General features: G+C 45.0%; 17 protein-coding genes and 1 pseudogene. 11 read left to right on the top strand and 7 right to left on the bottom strand.

Annotated features, from left to right (window positions below):
- Positions 1 to 115 precede the first annotated feature (115 nt).
- Together MHH91_RS06380 and fdhF are read right to left on the bottom strand one after the other, a co-directional pair.
- Entirely contained in the window at positions 116 to 658 is a 543-nt protein-coding gene (locus tag MHH91_RS06380; RefSeq protein WP_013351914.1) for a DUF1641 domain-containing protein, read from the bottom strand.
- Positions 651 to 3,608, bottom strand: coding sequence for a formate dehydrogenase subunit alpha (fdhF, locus tag MHH91_RS06375; RefSeq protein ID WP_014470513.1), 2,958 nt, complete (start codon positions 3,606 to 3,608; stop codon positions 651 to 653). Before fdhF ends, MHH91_RS06380 begins: the two co-directional genes overlap by 8 nt.
- A gap of 124 nt (positions 3,609 to 3,732) precedes the next feature.
- On the opposite strand from fdhF, the gene MHH91_RS06370 reads away from it, so the two are divergent.
- The 3 genes from MHH91_RS06370 (at position 3,733) to MHH91_RS06360 (ending at position 5,022) form a co-directional block, all read left to right on the top strand.
- On the top strand, positions 3,733 to 4,302 hold the full coding sequence (locus MHH91_RS06370; RefSeq protein WP_013351908.1) for a YjgB family protein: 570 nt from the start codon (positions 3,733 to 3,735) through the stop codon (positions 4,300 to 4,302).
- Between the two features lie 97 nt (positions 4,303 to 4,399).
- Positions 4,400 to 4,801 (top strand): ribosomal maturation YjgA family protein, encoded by a 402-nt coding sequence (locus tag MHH91_RS06365; RefSeq protein WP_013351907.1) that lies wholly within the window; start codon positions 4,400 to 4,402, stop codon positions 4,799 to 4,801.
- Positions 4,802 to 4,848: 47 nt separating this feature from the next.
- Entirely contained in the window at positions 4,849 to 5,022 is a 174-nt protein-coding gene (locus MHH91_RS06360; protein WP_013351906.1) for a YjfB family protein, read from the top strand.
- A 566-nt stretch (positions 5,023 to 5,588) separates the two neighbouring features.
- Here the strand turns inward: MHH91_RS06360 and MHH91_RS20800 are convergent.
- A pseudogene (locus MHH91_RS20800) lies at positions 5,589 to 5,985 on the bottom strand (MgtC/SapB family protein); the annotation flags it as partial.
- A gap of 292 nt (positions 5,986 to 6,277) precedes the next feature.
- Between MHH91_RS20800 and MHH91_RS06350 the strand changes: the two are divergent.
- Positions 6,278 to 6,703: a MarR family winged helix-turn-helix transcriptional regulator gene (locus MHH91_RS06350; protein WP_013351904.1), complete on the top strand. Its 426-nt coding sequence runs from the start codon at positions 6,278 to 6,280 to the stop codon at positions 6,701 to 6,703.
- The gene (locus MHH91_RS06345) at positions 6,687 to 7,031 is read left to right on the top strand and encodes a DUF3147 family protein (protein ID WP_013351903.1); all 345 of its coding nucleotides are present in this window, start codon (positions 6,687 to 6,689) and stop codon (positions 7,029 to 7,031) included. Before MHH91_RS06350 ends, MHH91_RS06345 begins: the two co-directional genes overlap by 17 nt.
- Before the next feature lie 197 nt (positions 7,032 to 7,228).
- Here MHH91_RS06345 and MHH91_RS06340 read toward each other — a convergent pair whose 3' ends face one another.
- Both MHH91_RS06340 and MHH91_RS06335 read right to left on the bottom strand, forming a co-directional pair.
- Positions 7,229 to 7,912: an HAD family hydrolase gene (locus MHH91_RS06340; protein ID WP_013351902.1), complete on the bottom strand. Its 684-nt coding sequence runs from the start codon at positions 7,910 to 7,912 to the stop codon at positions 7,229 to 7,231.
- Between the two features lie 15 nt (positions 7,913 to 7,927).
- Positions 7,928 to 8,689: a DeoR/GlpR family DNA-binding transcription regulator gene (locus MHH91_RS06335; RefSeq protein WP_014471709.1), complete on the bottom strand. Its 762-nt coding sequence runs from the start codon at positions 8,687 to 8,689 to the stop codon at positions 7,928 to 7,930.
- 252 nt (positions 8,690 to 8,941) lie between these two features.
- Between MHH91_RS06335 and lacG the strand changes: the two genes are divergently transcribed.
- From lacG to MHH91_RS06300, 6 genes are all read left to right on the top strand, one after another.
- Entirely contained in the window at positions 8,942 to 10,342 is a 1,401-nt protein-coding gene (lacG, locus tag MHH91_RS06330; RefSeq protein WP_013351900.1) for a 6-phospho-beta-galactosidase, read from the top strand.
- A gap of 57 nt (positions 10,343 to 10,399) precedes the next feature.
- Positions 10,400 to 10,714 carry a PTS lactose/cellobiose transporter subunit IIA gene (locus MHH91_RS06325; protein WP_013351899.1) on the top strand — a complete coding sequence of 105 codons (315 nt, stop codon included), beginning with the start codon at positions 10,400 to 10,402 and terminating at the stop codon, positions 10,712 to 10,714.
- Positions 10,715 to 10,725: 11 nt separating this feature from the next.
- On the top strand, positions 10,726 to 12,432 hold the full coding sequence (locus MHH91_RS06320) for a PTS lactose transporter subunit IIBC (RefSeq protein ID WP_014471708.1): 1,707 nt from the start codon (positions 10,726 to 10,728) through the stop codon (positions 12,430 to 12,432).
- Between the two features lie 394 nt (positions 12,433 to 12,826).
- Positions 12,827 to 13,945, top strand: coding sequence for a glycoside hydrolase family 53 protein (locus MHH91_RS06310; protein ID WP_013351896.1), 1,119 nt, complete (start codon positions 12,827 to 12,829; stop codon positions 13,943 to 13,945).
- A gap of 375 nt (positions 13,946 to 14,320) precedes the next feature.
- A complete protein-coding gene (locus tag MHH91_RS06305; protein ID WP_013351895.1) occupies positions 14,321 to 14,794 on the top strand; it encodes a MarR family transcriptional regulator in 474 nt (157 codons plus the stop codon).
- Positions 14,795 to 14,934: 140 nt separating this feature from the next.
- Positions 14,935 to 16,347 carry an MDR family MFS transporter gene (locus tag MHH91_RS06300; RefSeq protein ID WP_014470515.1) on the top strand — a complete coding sequence of 471 codons (1,413 nt, stop codon included), beginning with the start codon at positions 14,935 to 14,937 and terminating at the stop codon, positions 16,345 to 16,347.
- 130 nt (positions 16,348 to 16,477) lie between these two features.
- On the opposite strand, the gene MHH91_RS06295 is transcribed toward MHH91_RS06300, so the two are convergent.
- Together MHH91_RS06295 and bla are read right to left on the bottom strand one after the other, a co-directional pair.
- Positions 16,478 to 16,798 carry a putative quinol monooxygenase gene (locus tag MHH91_RS06295; protein ID WP_118977614.1) on the bottom strand — a complete coding sequence of 107 codons (321 nt, stop codon included), beginning with the start codon at positions 16,796 to 16,798 and terminating at the stop codon, positions 16,478 to 16,480.
- An 80-nt stretch (positions 16,799 to 16,878) separates the two neighbouring features.
- The gene (gene bla, locus MHH91_RS06290; protein WP_014471707.1) at positions 16,879 to 17,799 is read right to left on the bottom strand and encodes a class A beta-lactamase; all 921 of its coding nucleotides are present in this window, start codon (positions 17,797 to 17,799) and stop codon (positions 16,879 to 16,881) included.
- Positions 17,800 to 18,101 lie beyond the last annotated feature (302 nt).

The raw sequence follows: 18,101 nt of genomic DNA, 5'->3' as shown, positions 1-18,101 counted from the left end.
TTAACTATTAACATAACACAACAATAGTCATGAATCCGGAAGTGAAATTTTTCCCAAGAAAGCAGCGGGAGCGCACAAAAAACCCGAGCCATAGGACAGGCTCGGGAGATGATGTTCACTCATCAGTCTGCGGTTTTTGATGATGCTTTTGGTCTTCAGGAGGCTGCGTATTTCTCTCCATACCGCCCGTATCAGCACCCATGCCCTTAAGGAAAGAAAACAGCAGAGTGACGGCTTTGTTGATTTCCGGGTCTTTTAAAGCGCGGACGATATCAAAATAACCCGTCTTTTTGCCGCTGTCTTTCTCCTCGACAGCCTTTGTGACCCCCGCATTGAGTTTGACGATAAACGGTTCAAGCTGTTTTACATCAAGCATGCCGAGGACTCCGGTCAGCAGCAGGAGATTTTTCAGCATATTGGCCGTTTCCGGAGTATTCGCTTTTTTCACCAGGATATCCATTACTTTGTCGCCCTGGCCGAAGAGTCCGCGCAGCAGCGCCAAAACACCGCGCTCGTTCATGTGCTCAAGAATATGGAGTGACTCCAAAATCGCGTCCTTATTTTTTAAAAGAGCCGTCTCGATCTCTTCTAAGTCCTTTCTTCGTTTGTCTTCTTCTGTGACGGTCTGTTTTCGGATGTTGCTGATTGCTTTAGCCATTTTGCTGTTTCCCCCTTTTTACGGCGTCTCCCGGAAATACATAATCTTTACGCGCCCATTTCCGCTCAACCCGGACACCGATCTGCGGCTGCGGGTTTCCGTATCGGAAATTGATTTTCGGAAGCGGGTTAATGCCTTCTTTTTTCAATATCTCCATCTTCGCTGAAGTTTCTTTATAGGCCGGTGTATCGGTATCCTTATCCGCATAGCTGCTCGTTAAAAGGTTAATAGCGGCGTCTTTTGAATCGTTCATCGGCAGATATACCTGCTTGCCTTTTACCCGGTCTGTGATAACGCATTTGACTTTCACATTCCCGTATGGCGATGTCAGACGGACAAGCGTTCCGTCTTCAAGCCCTCTTTCTTCAGCGAGTTCGGGTGAGACCTCCAGAAATACACTCGGTGTTTTTTCGGATATCCCTTTTGATCGGTAAGTCAGATTTCCTTCATGAAAATGCTCAAGCAGCCGCCCGTTATTCACATGAAGATCATATTCTTCATCAAATTCCTTCGGCTCCGTCCACTGAACGGGATAGAGAACCGCTTTGCCGTCTGAAAACGGAAACTTGTCCGTAAATAAAAGCGGTGAATCGGTTCCGTCCGCTGCAACCGGCCATTGCAGTGAATTGTAGCCTTCGAGCCGTTCATAAGTGACGCCTGCGTAGAGCGGCGAAAGCATCGCAGCTTCTTCCATAATGTCTGCCGGGTGTTCATAGCGCCAATCAGCCCCGAGCCGGTTGGCGATGTCCGTAATGACCTGCCAATCGGGCTTTGAATCGCCCAGCGGTTCAAACGCTTTGTAAAGACGCTGCACCCTCCGTTCCGTATTCGTAAACGTTCCTTCTTTTTCCAGACTCGGGCTTGCCGGAAGCACCACATCGGCGAACTCAGCCGTACGCGAAAGAAAGATATCCTGCACCACGAAGAAATCAAGCTTTTCAAAGGCGGCATGAACATGGTTGATATTGGAGTCGACAAGTCCCATTTCTTCTCCTTTTAAGTACATAGACTTCAGTTTTCCTGAGTGGATGCCCTCGATCATTTCATGATTTGTCATTCCGATTTCTTGCGGCAGGTCTGTTCCCCAGCCCTGTTCATACTTTTTGCGGGCTTTTTCATCCGTTACTTTTTCATAGCCGGGGAAGCTGTCAGGCATACTGCCGAAATCACTGGCACCCTGCACGTTATTATGGCCCCGAAGCGGATATGAGCCTGCCCCGGGCTTGCCGTAATTTCCGGTCACAAGAAGCAGGTTGGAAATGGCCGTGCTCGTATCACTTCCTCCGATATGCTGGGTGACCCCCATTGCCCACAGTGCGCACACACTGCCGGCTTCATGAATCATCCGGGCTACTTTGATTAAGGTGTCCTTGTCCACACCGGTATGTTTTTCAGCATATTCCATCGTGTAAGGTTCAAGGCTTTTCACGAATTCATCCAGTCCGTTCACTCTCTCATTCAGAAATGCAGTATCCGCCAAATCGTGATCAAGCAAATATTTCGATACGGCATTCAGCCAGACAATATCTGATCCCGCACGCGGCTGGAAAAACACATCAGAGCGCTCGGCCATTTCATGTTTTCGCAAGTCAGCCACGACGAGCTTCTGTCCGTGCAGCTTATGAGAACGTTTAATGCGTGTAGACAGAACGGGGTGAGACTCAGACGTATTCGAGCCGATAATCAGCACGAGTTCTGCTTTTTCTATATCTGTAATTGATCCTGAGTCGCCGCCGTAGCCGACAGTCCTGAACAATCCGGCCGTGGCGGGAGACTGACAGTAGCGTGAGCAGTTGTCGACATTATTCGTGCCGATCACGGCTCTTGCAAGTTTCTGCATCACGTATGATTCTTCATTCGTGCATTTGGAAGATGTGATGAAAGCAAGCGCGTCCGGCCCGAAATGTTCTTTTATATCCGTAAATTTATCGGCGATCAGCTGCAGTGCTTCATCCCATTCCGCTTCCCGAAACGAGTCTCCTTCCCGGATAAGCGGTTTGGTAAGACGCTTTTCACTATTGACGAAATCCCAGCCGAATTTCCCTTTCACACACGTCGAAATTCCGTTTGCCGGCGCCTCAGCCTGAGGTTCCACCTTTAAAATGTCTCTTCCTTTCGTCCATATATCAAAACTGCAGCCGACACCGCAGTAGGTGCATACGGTTTTTGTCTTTTTGATTCTTTCATCGCGCATCGCCGATTCCATATCCGAAATGGCTAAAATCGACCCGTATCCGGTTTCGACGCCTTTTGTGATGTCAATCATCGGCCGAAGCGTCTCTTGGCTGATGCCTGTTAAATACCCCGCTTCGCCTTCCATGCCTTTTTCCATCATGGCATTGCACGGACATACCGTCGAACAATGTCCGCAGGAGACGCATGATGATTCATTGATCGGCACATCCTGATCCCAAATGACCCGCGGGTGTTTCCGATCCCAATCGATGCTTAAGGTTTCGGTTACCTGTACGTCCTGACAGGCTTCGACACAGCGCCCGCATAAAATGCACTGATCGGGATCATACCGGTAAAACGGGTTTGATTCATCTTTAGGATACGGTTTTTGATCAAACGGAATGCTTTGATGATTGATTTTCATTTCCTTTACGGTATTATGTACTTCGCAGCTTCCATTGTTGTAATCACAAACCGTGCAGTACAATTCATGGTTATGCAAAATGTTGTCCATGCCGATAATCTGCGCTTTTTTTACATCGGACGACAGCGTATCAATGATATCTCCGTCCTTTATTTGCGCGGAACACGAACGCACCAGTTCCCCGTTTACATCAACGATACAGGTATCGCATGTTTCAATCGGCCCGAGACTCGGATGATAGCACACGTGCGGTACGTCGATTGAACTATTGTTCAAAAGCTGCAAAACGGTTTGACCGTCTGCCGCTTCCATTTCAACCCCATTGATTGTAACCTTCTTTGTATCAGCCATTTTCCTTTCCCCTTTCTATACCCCTCTCTACATCCTCTATGATTCCCAGCCGGCCTTTCAGTAAAACATCTCGTTTAGCTGCGGAAACATACGGGTATGAGCGGTAGAAAGGAGGCATTCACATATGTTGAAGAAAAAAACACTCATCACGGGATTGTCGGCAGTGATGCTTACGGGAGGCGCGTTCGGGGCGGAAGCATTTTCAGATACACAGTCCGTCCATGCCGCAGCCGCTTCAAAATCGGAAAATCAAAGTGCAAAAAAACTGGTGAACAGCCTTTATCAATCGGCGTTCAATGGTGAAATGCCCCAAAATGTGAAGGGCCTGAAAATCAATGAAAGCACAAGACAGGACGTTTACGATAAAATCGGAGAGCCGGAACAAAAAGCAGACAGCCGCAATCCTTTTGATTTATACAGCTGGAACATGGGAAACCCCGGTTATGGATTTTCCTATCATAAAAACGGAAAAATCTCAGAAATCCGCTATTTCGGAACAGGGGTTGAACGGCGCTTAAACCTCGGCAGCGTCACCCCTGACATCTTAAGCAAACAAATCGGCAGCGCTGACAAAATTCTGACGGTGCCGAAAACGGGCGAAACAGATTACGTCTATCATACGGGGCAATATGAGCTCCACTTCGTCATCGGCAGTGATCAAAAAGCAGACCACGTCAATTTAAAAGCAAGATAACGCGAAAAAAGCGGCCTTCCGGGCCGTTTTTTTCATAGACAGCTTCTCCGACATTCCTTACAATACATGGGAGTACAAAAAAAGGGGAACATGTGAAGTGAATAGACATCCATTGACATACGGGGCATTGACCGTTTTTATCGTCGCCCTCGGTTTACTATCCAGAACGGCATACATAACCGCCCTGCTGCCCGGCATCATAAACGCTTATTTAGGGGATGCCCTGTGGGCGGCCATGATTTTTACCGGATTCGGATTTTTATTTCGAAACATCCGGACAGAAACATCCGCCATCCTCAGCCTCTCGTTCTGCTATCTGATTGAATGCAGCCAGTTATATCACGCGCCGTGGATTGACGCGATCAGAAGCAGCACGCTCGGCGGGCTGATCCTTGGCTGGCAATTTGTGTGGAGTGACATTTTCGCCTATACCGTCGGAGTATGCGCGGCCGCACTTTTAGAATGGGCCGTGAAAAGAAACCGCCGGCTCTCTTCATAATCGGAGCAAGCCGCCGATATGAAGGAATATAAGGAGGTGTGGAAGCTATGGATATCCCTGCGTTATCAATCGCAATGCACCAAGCATCTCTTGTGCAGAATGTAAATATCGCGTTAACAAAAACGGTCATGCAGAATGCCCAGGCCGCTGCGGAAGAAACAGTAAAAATGCTGCCGTCCCAGCACCCGACTGCCGGCCATGTAATTGACGTGAAGGTGTAAAAAAGATGCCGGATGATAACCGGCATCTTTTTTTGCCTGATGTACGTACACTATACCGGGCATACAGGAATATGGTAAACGGAATCAATATTACTCAAGGGAGGTTTTCCTCTTGTACGATCCTTTCTATCATGAATACACAGCCGAGAGCCAAGAACGGGTGCCATATCATTATCCGCGACCGCCTTTTTATTTCCCCAGACCATTTCCGTACTATCCGCGGCCATATCCTTATGTTCCGCGGCCGTATATCCCATTCTATCCTTGGTATTAATGTTTGAACTCGAGAAAGAAAAAGACCCGCAGACAGGGGAGCCCCCCTTTCTGCTATTCCACTTTGACCGACAGGATATACGGGAGGGATTGAACTTTCTCCATTACTGCCGCTTTTCCGCTTTTGCTTTTCACCCTTCCTTTCACTTCAAGCACCGCTTTATTCAATTCATAGGACGTAATGAGAATTCCCTTTGCTTCAAGTGAAGTTAAAAGTTCATGCATGACCGCTTTCTCCTCAATTTGGAAACTGACAGACAAAGAGTGCGCCGCAGGTTTAAACAGAAAATTTAAAAGTTCTAGCCCGATTAACGCCAAAACCGTGCCGCTGATGCCGATGACATACATCCCTGCCCCGATCGTCAGCCCGATTCCTGACGTAGCCCAAATCCCCGCGGCCGTCGTAAGCCCCCGCACGACATGCCGCTGCAAAATAATCGTGCCGGCTCCTAAAAATCCGACGCCGCTTACGACCTGCGCCGCCACCCGGCTCGGATCAAAAGACGTATGGCTGTTGGATAACAAATCAAAAAATCCGTACTTGGAAACAATCATCATTAAGGCGCTGCCCACGGCCACCAGAAAGTGTGTCCTCAAACCCGCTTCCTTCGCCCTGAATTCTCTCTCCAACCCAATCAGGGCACCAAGCAGACCCGCAACCGCCAGACGAATCACAAAATCAAGTTCCATCGTCTCTCCCCTTTCCTTATCTTTTTACCCGCTTTTTATTCCATGTATCTTTTTCAATCAGCACATCTGCTCGGCTGAAGGAGACTGTATTTTAATATATTCTTTAGTTCTTCAACTTATTGTCAGCACCGTTTTTATATGCTAAAAAGCTTTGTAGCCTGTGGCTCCTTTCTCTTCCATCTCCCAAAACAAAACGCAGTTCAATTTACTCGTGTTTAAAAACTTCTTTCAATCCGTTAAATTATATCGTATTATAAGATATAATCTTAATAAACGACAAGGATTGATGACTATGGCAAACGAAATACTGCAATTAAATGGCCTCTGGACAGATATTTATTATCGGCTCCGTTATCAGCATCATGAAAAAATCACTCACCAAGGTGTACGGATTCTGCAAGTCATTCAAAAAGAGAAGGCAGTCGGAATAAAAGACATTGCCGAAGCGATTCAAGTATCACATAATACCGCTTCGGAACATATAAAGCGTTTACTCAAGAAAAAGTACGTTTATAAAACCAGAAGTGTTGAGGATGAGCGGAAAGTCATTTTAAAACTTACCAGTTTGGGGGCGGATGTCCTTTACCGTCATTCCGGTCTTGATGAAGAAAAGCTTAAACAGCTTCTTTTTGACAACATGAACAATGAAGAAAGGACACTTGTCTTAAAAGCATTTAGTTTGATGAAGGAGCGGGCTGAAGATGTTTACGATCATTAAAATCATTGTCTCTGCTGCTATTATTGGGATTATCACTGAAATATCAAGAAGAAGCCCGAGTTATGGAGGCATTATAGCCGCTTTGCCAATTGTCAGTATGCTGAGCATGGTTTGGCTGTACATCCAAGGAGAAACGAAGGAGACATTAAGTCATTTTGCATTCAGTGTGGCTTCCGGCCTCCCCTCCACAGTCATTATGCTGGTCATTATCGGCATCGCCCTTCGTCATTCACTGTCTTTCATTGCCGCATCAGGACTTGGACTAACAGGATGGCTGCTATTCTTATATGCTCAGGATTTTATCGTAAAACATATCAACAGTCAGTAATAGGACCCGAATACACGCAAGCGCTTGATTGAACATACGAGTAATAAAAAGAAGACAGGGATTCCCCCTGTCTGAAGACCGATTCAGATTACACAGCCTCAACAGAAAAAGACACCGCCCGTACACAAAAACATCTTGTGTTATGAACGGTGTCCGTATCTGTATGGCCATACCGGCATGAAAAACCGTCTGATCCCTCAAACAGAATGTCCGGCAATCACCTCAAAAAACGAGGTGAAATCTGTCAGTATCCCGCCATCCGCCAGCTGTTTTTCTTCAAATAACGCGCGGTTTTTTCCGAACGGGTCAATGGCAATAATCTTGCCTGCACCTGCTTTTTTCGCCGCTGTGAGCCCCGAAAAGGCATCTTCAATGACTACACATTCTTCAGGTCTAAGGCCTAATTTCTCTGATGCGATGATAAAAATATCCGGCGCCGGCTTTCCGGGGAAGCTTCCGTCATCAAACGTGACTTTGTCAAAATCAAACCACTGCCCCAAATGAAAGACATCAAAGTAAAACTCGACATTTTCCTTTACCGTAGCCGTGGCGATGGTCATCGGCATTTCTGACTTTTTCAGATGGTTCAAGACGCCGATGAGCCCCTTCGTCAGCTTTAGCTCATCTTTGTTTTCAAGGCATAATTCCCTGTAATAGGCTTCTTTTTCAAAAGACATTCTCTTGATTTCTTCATTTGTTAAATCGCCAGAAATAAAATACGTCAGGATTTCACTGTTTGTTCGGCCGTGAATGTGAACGAAAATGTCTTCATCAGAAATCGCTTTTGGAGAGTATTTTTTCACCATGTAAAACCATGCTTTTTCGTGGAGATGCGAATCTTGAAACATAGTGCCGTTGAAATCAAAAATAACCCCTTTCATCGAACCGCCCCCCTTTTATTTTTTTGCGATTTTGACATCCACATATTGCTCATAATGAATCTGAACATCTTTCATCACTTTATCATCCGTAATCAGATAATCCATATCGTGTAAGTTGTAGAACACGTAAAAATCTTCCCGGTTAAACTTTTTATTGTCCGCCAGCAAAAATTTCGTCCGCGAATTATTCAGCGCGATTTGGTGGGCTTCTCCTTCTTCAATGCTGTAAGAAGAAATTTCATCATTATGTATGCCGTTTGCGCTGATGAAGGCTTTCGTAAAATTGAATTTTTGCAGATTACCGTTCACAATGGGCCCGACGAATGCACCGGTATTTTTTCGGAAGTCACCGCCAATCAGGATGGTATCCGGCGTGTCGCCATGCTTTAAAATATCAAACACGGGATAGTTGTTGGTGATAATCCGGATCCGCTTATGCAGCAGATGTTGGGCTAAAAGTTCAATTGTCGTGCCCGGCCCTAAAAAAACGGTATCGCCGTCATTTACATATGAAGCTGCGAGTTCCGCGATTTTCCCCTTCTCCTCCATTTGAACACCCAGTTTTTCATTATGCGATAATTCGTGATCAATGGAATAAGATATGCTCTGTGCGCCTCCGTGAATGCGCACGATTTTTCCGGCCTTATCCAGCTCATCCAGATCTCTTCTCACCGTCATATCAGAAACTTCCAATTCATCGATAATATCACTCACCGTAATAAATCCCCGCGCGTTTACAAAATCGATGATTTTTAAAAGACGCTCCTTTTTTAACATGTTCAATCATCCCCTCAACTTTACACACAATCTAACACACCGCAGCAACCCGGTCAACAAAAACAAACAATTACAAACAACGCTATCAAAATATAAAACATTGAAAAACTCATTATATCCTTGTAAATACAGATATTGTTTCCTTAAGAAGCTATTGACAGCAAAAATGTATGCGTTTACTATTAAACAAAAGATAACAATTACAAACATTAAAAAACTCCAATTCACACATTGGCGAAGGAGGATTCAGTAATGCTCAAATTACCTCATGGCTTTATTTTCGGCGGGGCGACTGCGGCATATCAAGCGGAAGGCGCCACAAAAGAAGGCGGCAAAGGGACTGTAGCCTGGGATGAATTTCTTGAAAAACAGGGGAGATTCAGCCCTGATCCGGCAAGTGATTTTTACCGGCAGTTTCCGGAAGATATAAAACTATGTGAAAAATTCGGCATAAACGGCATCCGCCTTTCTATAGCCTGGACGAGAATTTTCCCTGACGGCACGGGCGAAATCAATCAGGAAGGCGTTGATTACTATCATCGTATTTTCTCAGAGTGCCAAAAACGCAACGTCACCCCTTTTGTCACGCTTCATCATTTCGATACGCCGAAAGGATTATTTGATCAGGGAGATTTTCTCAACCGCGCCTCAATAGATGCGTTCGTCAGCTATGCGGAATTTTGCTTTAAAGAGTTCAGCGAAATCCGATATTGGAGCACGTTTAATGAAATTTATCCCACAGCCACCAACCAGTATTTACTGGGGGTTTTTCCGCCATCTATTAAAAGCGATATCACAAAAGTCATTCAGTGTCTTCATCACATGATGGTGGCGCATGCGATGACAGTCAACCTCTTTAAAGACAGCGGCTATCCGGGAGAAATCGGTGTCGTCCACTCACTGGAAACAAAATACCCCGCCAGTGACTCGGAAGAAGACCGCCACGCCTGCTTTCTGGATGACGCATTATCAGTGAGATTCCTCCTGGATGCCACCTACCTCGGCTATTATTCTGAGGAAACTATGCGTGCTCTGGATGAAATCTGTGAGGCAAACGGCGCTTCATACGAGTTTGCAGACAGCGATTTTGACGTGATGAAAAAAGCGTCAACGCGCAATGATTATCTCGGCATCAATCATTATCAATGCCATTTCGTCAAAGCGTACGACGGAGAAACCGTTATACACCATAACGGAACAGGCGATAAGGGCACTTCGGTCTATAAAGTAAAAGGAATCGGCGAGAGAATTTACAAAGAAGGCCTGAAACGGACCGATTGGGACTGGCTCATTTACCCTGAAGGCATGTATGACATGCTGATGCGCATCAAACGGGACTATCCGCAATATAACAAAATGTACATTACCGAAAACGGCATGGGCTATAAAGATGAGTTTGAAGACGGCATCATTATGGATAAAGCAAGAATTGACTATTTAAAGGTATATCTGGAAGCCATCAGTAAAGCGATTAGCGACGGAGTCAACGTAAAGGGATATTTCTTATGGTCCTTAATGGATTTATTTTCATGGACCAACGGCTACAACAAACGTTACGGTCTTTTTTACGTCGATTTCGACACCCAAAAACGGTATCCGAAAGAATCGGCCTACTGGTACAAACTTGTAAGTGAAACAAAAACAATCATTTAACGATCACACATGGTGAAATAGTGTCTTTTCATCGTGTACGTCTCAGGAGGTTTTTTCATGACAAAGGAAGAATTGCAGATGCTCGGCTTTGAAATTGTCGCCTATGCCGGCGACGCCAGAAGCACTTTATTGAAAGTCCTGAAAGAAGTCCGTGCCGGAAACTTCGAAAACACGGAAGCAGCATTAAAAAGCGCCGATGAAAATTTAACCCTCGCCCACAATGCGCAAACGAAAATGTTAGCTGAAGAAGCTGACGGCAAGGACATGGAATTAGGGTTTATTTTCGTTCACGGTCAGGACCATTTAATGACAACCCTTTTGCTCCGTGATCTTATTCAGGATTTTATAGCACTTTACCGAAGCCGCCGATAAGGAGTGGAAAAATGAACGGTATCATCAAGCAAATCGAAAAGGGAAAACCGTTTTTTGAAAAAATCTCAAGAAACATTTATTTAGGCGCGATCCGCGACGGCTTCTTAACTGCAATGCCTGTTATTTTATTCGCCAGCATTTTCATCCTCACCGCCGCTGTGCCGGAAGTGTTGGGTTTCACTTGGCCCAAAAGTGTTTCTGAATGGCTTTGGAAAGTGTATAACTATTCAATGGGCGCCCTTGGTCTGATTGTTGCGGCAACAAGTGCGAAATGCCTGAGTGAATCAATGAACCGAAAGATGCCGAAAAACAAAGGGATCAATCCCGTTTCAGCGATGCTTGCTTCAGTCGTCGGGTTTCTTATTTTAAGCGTCACACAAATCGACGGCGGGTTCTCGACGGAATACCTCGGCACGAAAGGTCTTTTAGCCGCTTTTGTATCCGCTTTCATAACGGTGAACGTTTACAGATTCTGCGTGCTGAAAAATATTACGATTCAAATGCCTAAAGAAGTACCGGGAACCATTTCACAAACATTCAAAGATGTTTTTCCGTTCGCCTTTTCCGTTTTGGCAATGGTAATCATTGATTTATTGATCAGGAACATGCTGAACGTATCCTTCGCGGAGGCTCTCTCCTCTCTCTTATCGCCGCTGTTCACCGCAGCAGACGGGTACCTGGGGATCTGTGTCATTTGGGGAATGATGGCGCTGTTCTGGTTTGTCGGCGTTCACGGGCCTTCTATTGTGGAGCCGGCCATCGCAGCTATTATTTACGCAAATGTGGAGGCGAACCTTCAGCTTCATAATGCCGGTGAGCAGGCGTCCAACGTGCTGACCGTCGGACTCGGGAATTTCGTCGGCACAATGGGAGGAACCGGGGCAACCCTTGTTGTTCCGTTCATCTTTCTTCTTTTCGCGAAATCCAAGCAATTGAAAGCAGTCGGAAAAGCATCCGCAGTGCCGGTGTCTTTCGCTGTAAACGAACCTCTTCTCTTTGCTGCGCCGATGATTTTAAATCCTTATTTTTTCATTCCGTTTATTTTAACGCCGATGATTAATGTCTGTCTGTTTAAATTTTTCGTTGATGTCATCGGAATGAACAGTTTTATGTATGTTCTTCCGTGGGCTACACCGGCTCCTGTCGGGCTGATTCTGGGAACCGGCATGAGTCTCTCGGCTGTTGTTCTCACAGCTGTGTTAATCATTGTCGATTTCCTGATATACCTGCCATTCTGTAAAGCTTATGACAATGTATTAGCGGCGAAAGAAGCCAAAAACACCGAATCTGAAACCGCGCTGCAAAAATCCCGGGAGATACAGCCCGCAATAGCCGGCGCCTCAGAAGACGCGGCCTCCGTCATCAGCACAAACCTTCAGGAATCCTCATCCGCCTTGGAACACAGCACCAATGTATTAGTGCTGTGCGCCGGAGCGGGAACGAGCGCCATGCTTGCGAACGCACTGACAGAGGGCGCCGAGGAATATAACGTGCCGATTACCGCTTCAGCAGGCGCCTACGGATCCCATTACGACATCATGAAAGATTTCGATATGATCATTTTGGCGCCGCAAGTCGGCTCTTATTATGATGACATTAAAGAAGATGCAGACCGCCTTCATGTGAAACTCATTGCAACGAAAGGAGCGGAATATATCAGCCTCACCAGAAATTCACAAAAAGCCATTCAGTTCATATTGGAACATACCTCAAAATAAAAGGGGCACAGATTTCGAAATGGATCTCGCCCTCAGAAACCGCACCTCTGAAGAATATCCGGATGGCATTTTTCACCCGCAAAGACGTCCATCATTGAGTTTTATCCCCCCGCCTTAAAGATGAGCTGACAGAAGTCAAAAGGTATTTGCTGATGAACCTCATGACATCGAAGCGGATAATGACGTGACACCGGAAAATACAGCCGCTGTTTTACAAAGAAAAACCGCAAATGTATGTTTACGCGCGCTGACCGATGCAGGTGTTTTTAAAATGACAGCCGAAGGAATGCAGGCGTCTCAGCGTTTTAAGAAGGTACTAGAGAATGGCAGCTGAAATTATTCAGCGAAGCCGGATGGGTGAAATCAATAGATGAAAAACCAGGAGGTATTGTTGATGTTCAAAAACCGGGTGAAACGTGTATTTGTAAACGCAATCTGTCTTTCTCTCATTTTCACCGCTTTTACATTCATTGAGAAGTCTCCTAAAGCAAAAGCGGACGCCCCGTTTGCCTATGGCGCTGATATAGGATGGCTGAAACAATTAGAGGACGAAGGTGTGCGCTGGCTGGATGACGGCGGGAAACAGAAGGATGCTTTGCAGATTCTTAAAGATCACGGGATAAATGCAGTGAGACTGAGAGTCTTTGTGAATCCGCCCAGCAGCTATTATTGGCAGAAAGACGGCACAACATGGACCATGCTCGGCTATAGTGACAAAGCAGGCGTACTTGCTGCGGCCAAAAGGGCAAAAGCGTTAGGGATGAAAGTAATGGTTGACTTCCATTACAGTGATGTGTTCGCCGATCCCGGCCATCAGATCAAGCCGAACCAATGGACCGGCTACTCCACCGGCCAGCTGCAAGCAGCCGTGTATAACCATACGTACGACGTTATGAAAGAACTTAAAAATCACGGCATCTCACCTGATTGGGTGCAAGTAGGAAATGAAATGAATTCAGGAATTTTACTGCCCGACGGCAGCACGAACGATTTCAGCAAATTGACCGGATTACTGAACAAAGGCTATGACGCCGTGAAATCCGTCAGCCCGGCCACCAAAGTAATCAGCCATTTGGCGCACGGCACGGACAACAGTCTATTCAGATGGTGGTTTGATCAATTCTTTAAAAATGGCGGCAAAACCGACATCATCGGCGTTTCGTTCTACCCCTATTGGGAGGGTAAGCCATATTGGGAGCTCACCGGCCATTTATCCTCTAATTTAAATGACATCGCCTCACGCTACAACAAGGAAGTCATGGTGGTTGAACTGGGCGGAGATGAAAATAACCCGAAAGATTCCTACTGGACTATAAAAGACACCATAAAACTGGTGAAAGCCGTTCCGAACGGCAAAGGAATCGGCGTGTTTTACTGGGAGCCCGAAGCTCACTCCAGCGTTCTGTCAGACGCGTATCCATTAGGCGCAACCGCCAAAGTGTCTAAAAACGTCTTAAAATACACAACCGCAATCGACGCTTTTCGTGACGCCGCAACAGGAAAACATAATTGATGCGAATCTTGTTTTACCAATTCGAGTTATTTAAACTTTCATAGCAAGACAAAAAAAGCAGGCTCTTTGTCCAGCCTGCTTTTTAGTAAGGACTCATACGCTATTCAAAGTAAAACAGCAAGCGGACATTGCGCTGTAGAGGCAGCCTGTTATAATTTTTGAAACAGAGCAAGTGACGAATACGGAAGACGTTTCTGTTAAAAAGCCGCTTTTATAACAGAATCCTTCTTAATGACAGCGCCTCCCTCCTTACCGATTGCAGTCAATATCTCTGCGGCCTATCGCTCAGCCCCCAAATAATAACTTTACGATTGTTGTAATAGAAACAAAAATTTTATAATATTGTGTAAGCACCACTGAGCAGGAGGACAGGCCATGGACAAAAAAGAACAGCTCCTCACGAATTTCAGGGACTTTTTTAACAAGATGGTGTGGCTTAATAGGCTGAAGATGGAAGAAAGCCTTAAGGAGTATAAGCCTTCTGAAGTGCATTGCATCGAATTCATCGAAAAAATTGAAGACGCCAATGTCACTAAACTTGCGGAATCCCTTTATATGACAAAAGGCGCCATAAGTAAGTTAACTAAGAAGCTTATAAATAAAGGCCTTATCGAAAGCTATCAGAAGCCGGTTAACAAGAAAGAAATCTATTTTAGGCTTACTGAGCAAGGGAAAGTCATTTATAAAATTCATGAGGAATTGCACACAGAGTTTCGAGAACGGGACAAAATCGTGTTTGAACAAGTAACTGATGAACAATTTGACACGATGCTGAGCTTCGTGGAAACTTACAGCAGGCATTTGGATTCAGAAATAAAGAAACTTGGTGCAGACATTAAGACAGAATAAATTTAAATGAAACCATAGGCAGCCCCTTTTTGAGAACGGGCTGCCTTTTCATCCTCCTCTTATTGTTGACAAAGAAACAAAATAACTCTATTATTTTGTTGACAAGGAAACAAAGTTAGCGATTTTGAGAGGAGAATAATATGTCAAAACATAAAAGAAAGGAACCCCGGCTGCCAAAAGAAGTTCTCACAGCCGCCTGGGCTATTGCACTGGGAGCAATCGCTCCAATGCTTGACTCAACGATGGTGAACATCGCCATCGACAAATTGACTAAAGATTTCAACACGACATTGGCTACCGTTCAATGGTCCGTTACAGGCTATGTGTTAGCACTTGCGATTGCAGTACCCGTATCCGGCTGGCTTATGAATCAATATAACGGTAAGAAAATCTTCGTCGGCTCAGTCATCGCCTTTGGTGTCATTTCTGTATTTGCGGGAATGAGCCGTGACGTTTCCAGCTTCATCTTCTTCCGTTTGCTTCAAGGATTCAGCGCTGGCATTATTACTCCGCTAATGTCAACACTCCTGGTTAAAACAGCAGGTCCGGAAAACCTGGGAAAAGTGATGGCAATCGTCAGCACCCCTATGATCTTCGGCCCGATTTTAGGACCTGTCATCGGAGGCTTCATCGTTCAAGGCGCTTCGTGGCATTGGATTTTCTTCATCAACGTGTTCATCGTTTTGATTGCTGCACCGCTTATGATGAAAACCATTCCAGACTTTGAACCATTCAACAAAGATCGTAAACTCGATATTTTCGGGATTATCAATTTGTCCTTAATGAGCGCGGCATTGATTTACGGTATTACGAAAGCAGCGGATCATGCATCATTTAATAATATCGATACAATTTTATGGGCGGGCATTGGTCTTGTATCAGCAGCCATTTACCTCGTATATAATCTGATCAGAAAAAATCAAACCGTGCTGCCGATGAATTTGTTTGCACACAAGAGCTTCACAGCATCTGCGATCGGTTTGTTTTTAGCGAATATTGCCATCATGGGACCGATGTTAATTCTTCCGCTGTTCTTTCAAAACTTTCGTCATTTCACGGCAATCGAAGCAGCGCTTTCCTTAATTCCCCAAGGAGTCGGGATGCTCGTTACCAGGCCGCTGATCGGAAAAATGATCGATAAGATCGGTGCGAAATACGTGGTTATGGTCAGTCTTGTTCTTTCTCTTATCGGGTCTGTCCCGCTGATCTATATCACCGATAAAACAAGTTTGATTTGGATTTCCGTCGTATTGTTCATCCGGGGCGCCAGTTTTGGAGGAATTATGCTTCCGTTAACGAGCGACGCTTATACAGGACTTGACGGCAAACAGCTTCCGGAAGCGGGTGTCGGTATTAATATGATTGAAAATCTTGGGTCCAGCTTTGGATCAGCTGTGATCGCCACCGTTACCGCAACCGTCATACAAGGATTGCAGCCAACGATTGAAAACAGTTTAAAGGGCTACCATGCCGGATTTTTAGTCTCCGTCATCATCCTTGCGGTCATCTTCATTCCAAGTCTGTTCCTTACCCATAAAAAGACTGCGATATAAAGAACTTTTTATCGTCTCCCTGAGAACTAAGAGAAATGAACTTTAAAGTAAAAAACCCTTGCTCAGCAAGGGTTTTAGTGAATGAAACTGAGATTGTTGTTGACAGAGTCGGCCACAATATAAAAGCCTTTTACTCACTCACATTGCTTTTCAGTATCCATTCTACTTCCGTTAATTCTTGTTTTTGAACGTCTTTTGTGTGTTTTTTCGTGAAATGGACTTTAACAGCTTCTTCGTTTTCCCAAATCTCCCAAAGCATGATTTTGCGTTCTGATGGTTCGAGCGGATAAGCATGGAATTGAATACAGCCTTCTTCTTTGTTCGTTTCTTCCTCAAGTTTTTTAAATTCCTTCATTATTTCATTAAGGTCTTTATCGCTGATGATTTTTAAGCATGCCGTTATGTAATGCATTGAAATTCCCCCTCTTCCCATCATTTTATGGTTTTTCATTATAACATCGAAACCGGCATACCGCATTCTCAACATATAAAAAACCGTTCATAAAAAATGAACGGCCGTGTGTAAAAAGTTTATTTGAGGTCATCAAGGGCGACTTTTGCAGCCTCGGCGATAAGAGCATTATCATACTCGGCATCTTTCGTAAACCGTTTTGACAGGATGGCCAAAACAATAGGAGCTCTGTCAGGCGGCCAAACAATAGCAATGTCGTTTCGTGTTCCGTAACTTCCGGCTCCGGATTTATCGCCGACTTCCCATCCCGCAGGAGCGCCTGCCCGAATCAGTTCGTCTCCGGTAGCGTTGCCCCGCATCCAATCAGTTAAGATCGTCCGCTTGTCAGTCGTGAGAGTGTTACCCAAAGTGAAAGCTTTAAGGTCGGTTGCCAGCGCTTTTGCGGTGCTTGTGTCACGAATATCCCCAGGGATTGCAGAGTTCAGATCCGTCTCGAATCGATCAGCTTTCGTTACATGATCCCCGATCTGTTTCAGTGATTTTTCGAAACCTTTAGGACCGCCAAGCTGCTGCAGCAATATGTTCCCGGCGGTATTATCGCTGTAACGGATAGCGGCTTCTGAGATTTCTTTCAGGCTCATGCCTGTATCCAGGTGTTTTTCTGTGATCGGAGAATATGTAACAAGATCTTCTTTGGTGTATCGGATGACGTCATTAAGTTTTTCAATCGGTTTTTGCTTCAGGACAGCCGCTGCGGCCAGGACTTTATAGGTTGATGCGTAAGCGAATCGTTCATTTGGCCGGTAGGCGATTGTCTTGTTTGACCCCGTATCAATCGCATAAACTCCAAGCCTGGCATCAAATTTTTTCTCAAGCTGAACAAATTTTTGATTCGTTATACAGCTTGTCATTTTTGTGTTTTCTATGGATTTTGCTTCAGCATGCGTTGAGCCGAATAAAGAATTGAAACCGGTAAAACTGACACATAAAAGCCCAATACATATTCCAAATTTTAATGTCGCTTTCCTTTTCACATTCATCAGACCTCCTACTTCAATGATTTTGTATACCCCTTCTAATTAACATCACAAACAGGAAAACAGTCAATATATTTCCTGGAGAATGTTTTCCGTGACAGTTAGGAAATCAGCTGAAAAGGTTAATTTAAAACGTCCTCACGTTAAAACAATCAGAGTCAATCAATCGAGTAGAAATGCGTCCTGCCCCTACGAAGGTGGTCAAGGTCCGCACTTTAAAAATAGATCATTGATAATACTCTGATAGGAAAGCCCAGATAATAATGAAGCTGTAAATTTGAAAGAGTTTATAGACGAAATTAAAA

It is taken from the genome of Bacillus sp. FSL K6-2819, from assembly GCF_038008305.1.
GTDB classification, from domain to species: Bacteria; Bacillota; Bacilli; order Bacillales; family Bacillaceae; genus Bacillus; species Bacillus amyloliquefaciens.
This window is presented reverse-complemented; position numbering and strand designations above follow the sequence as displayed.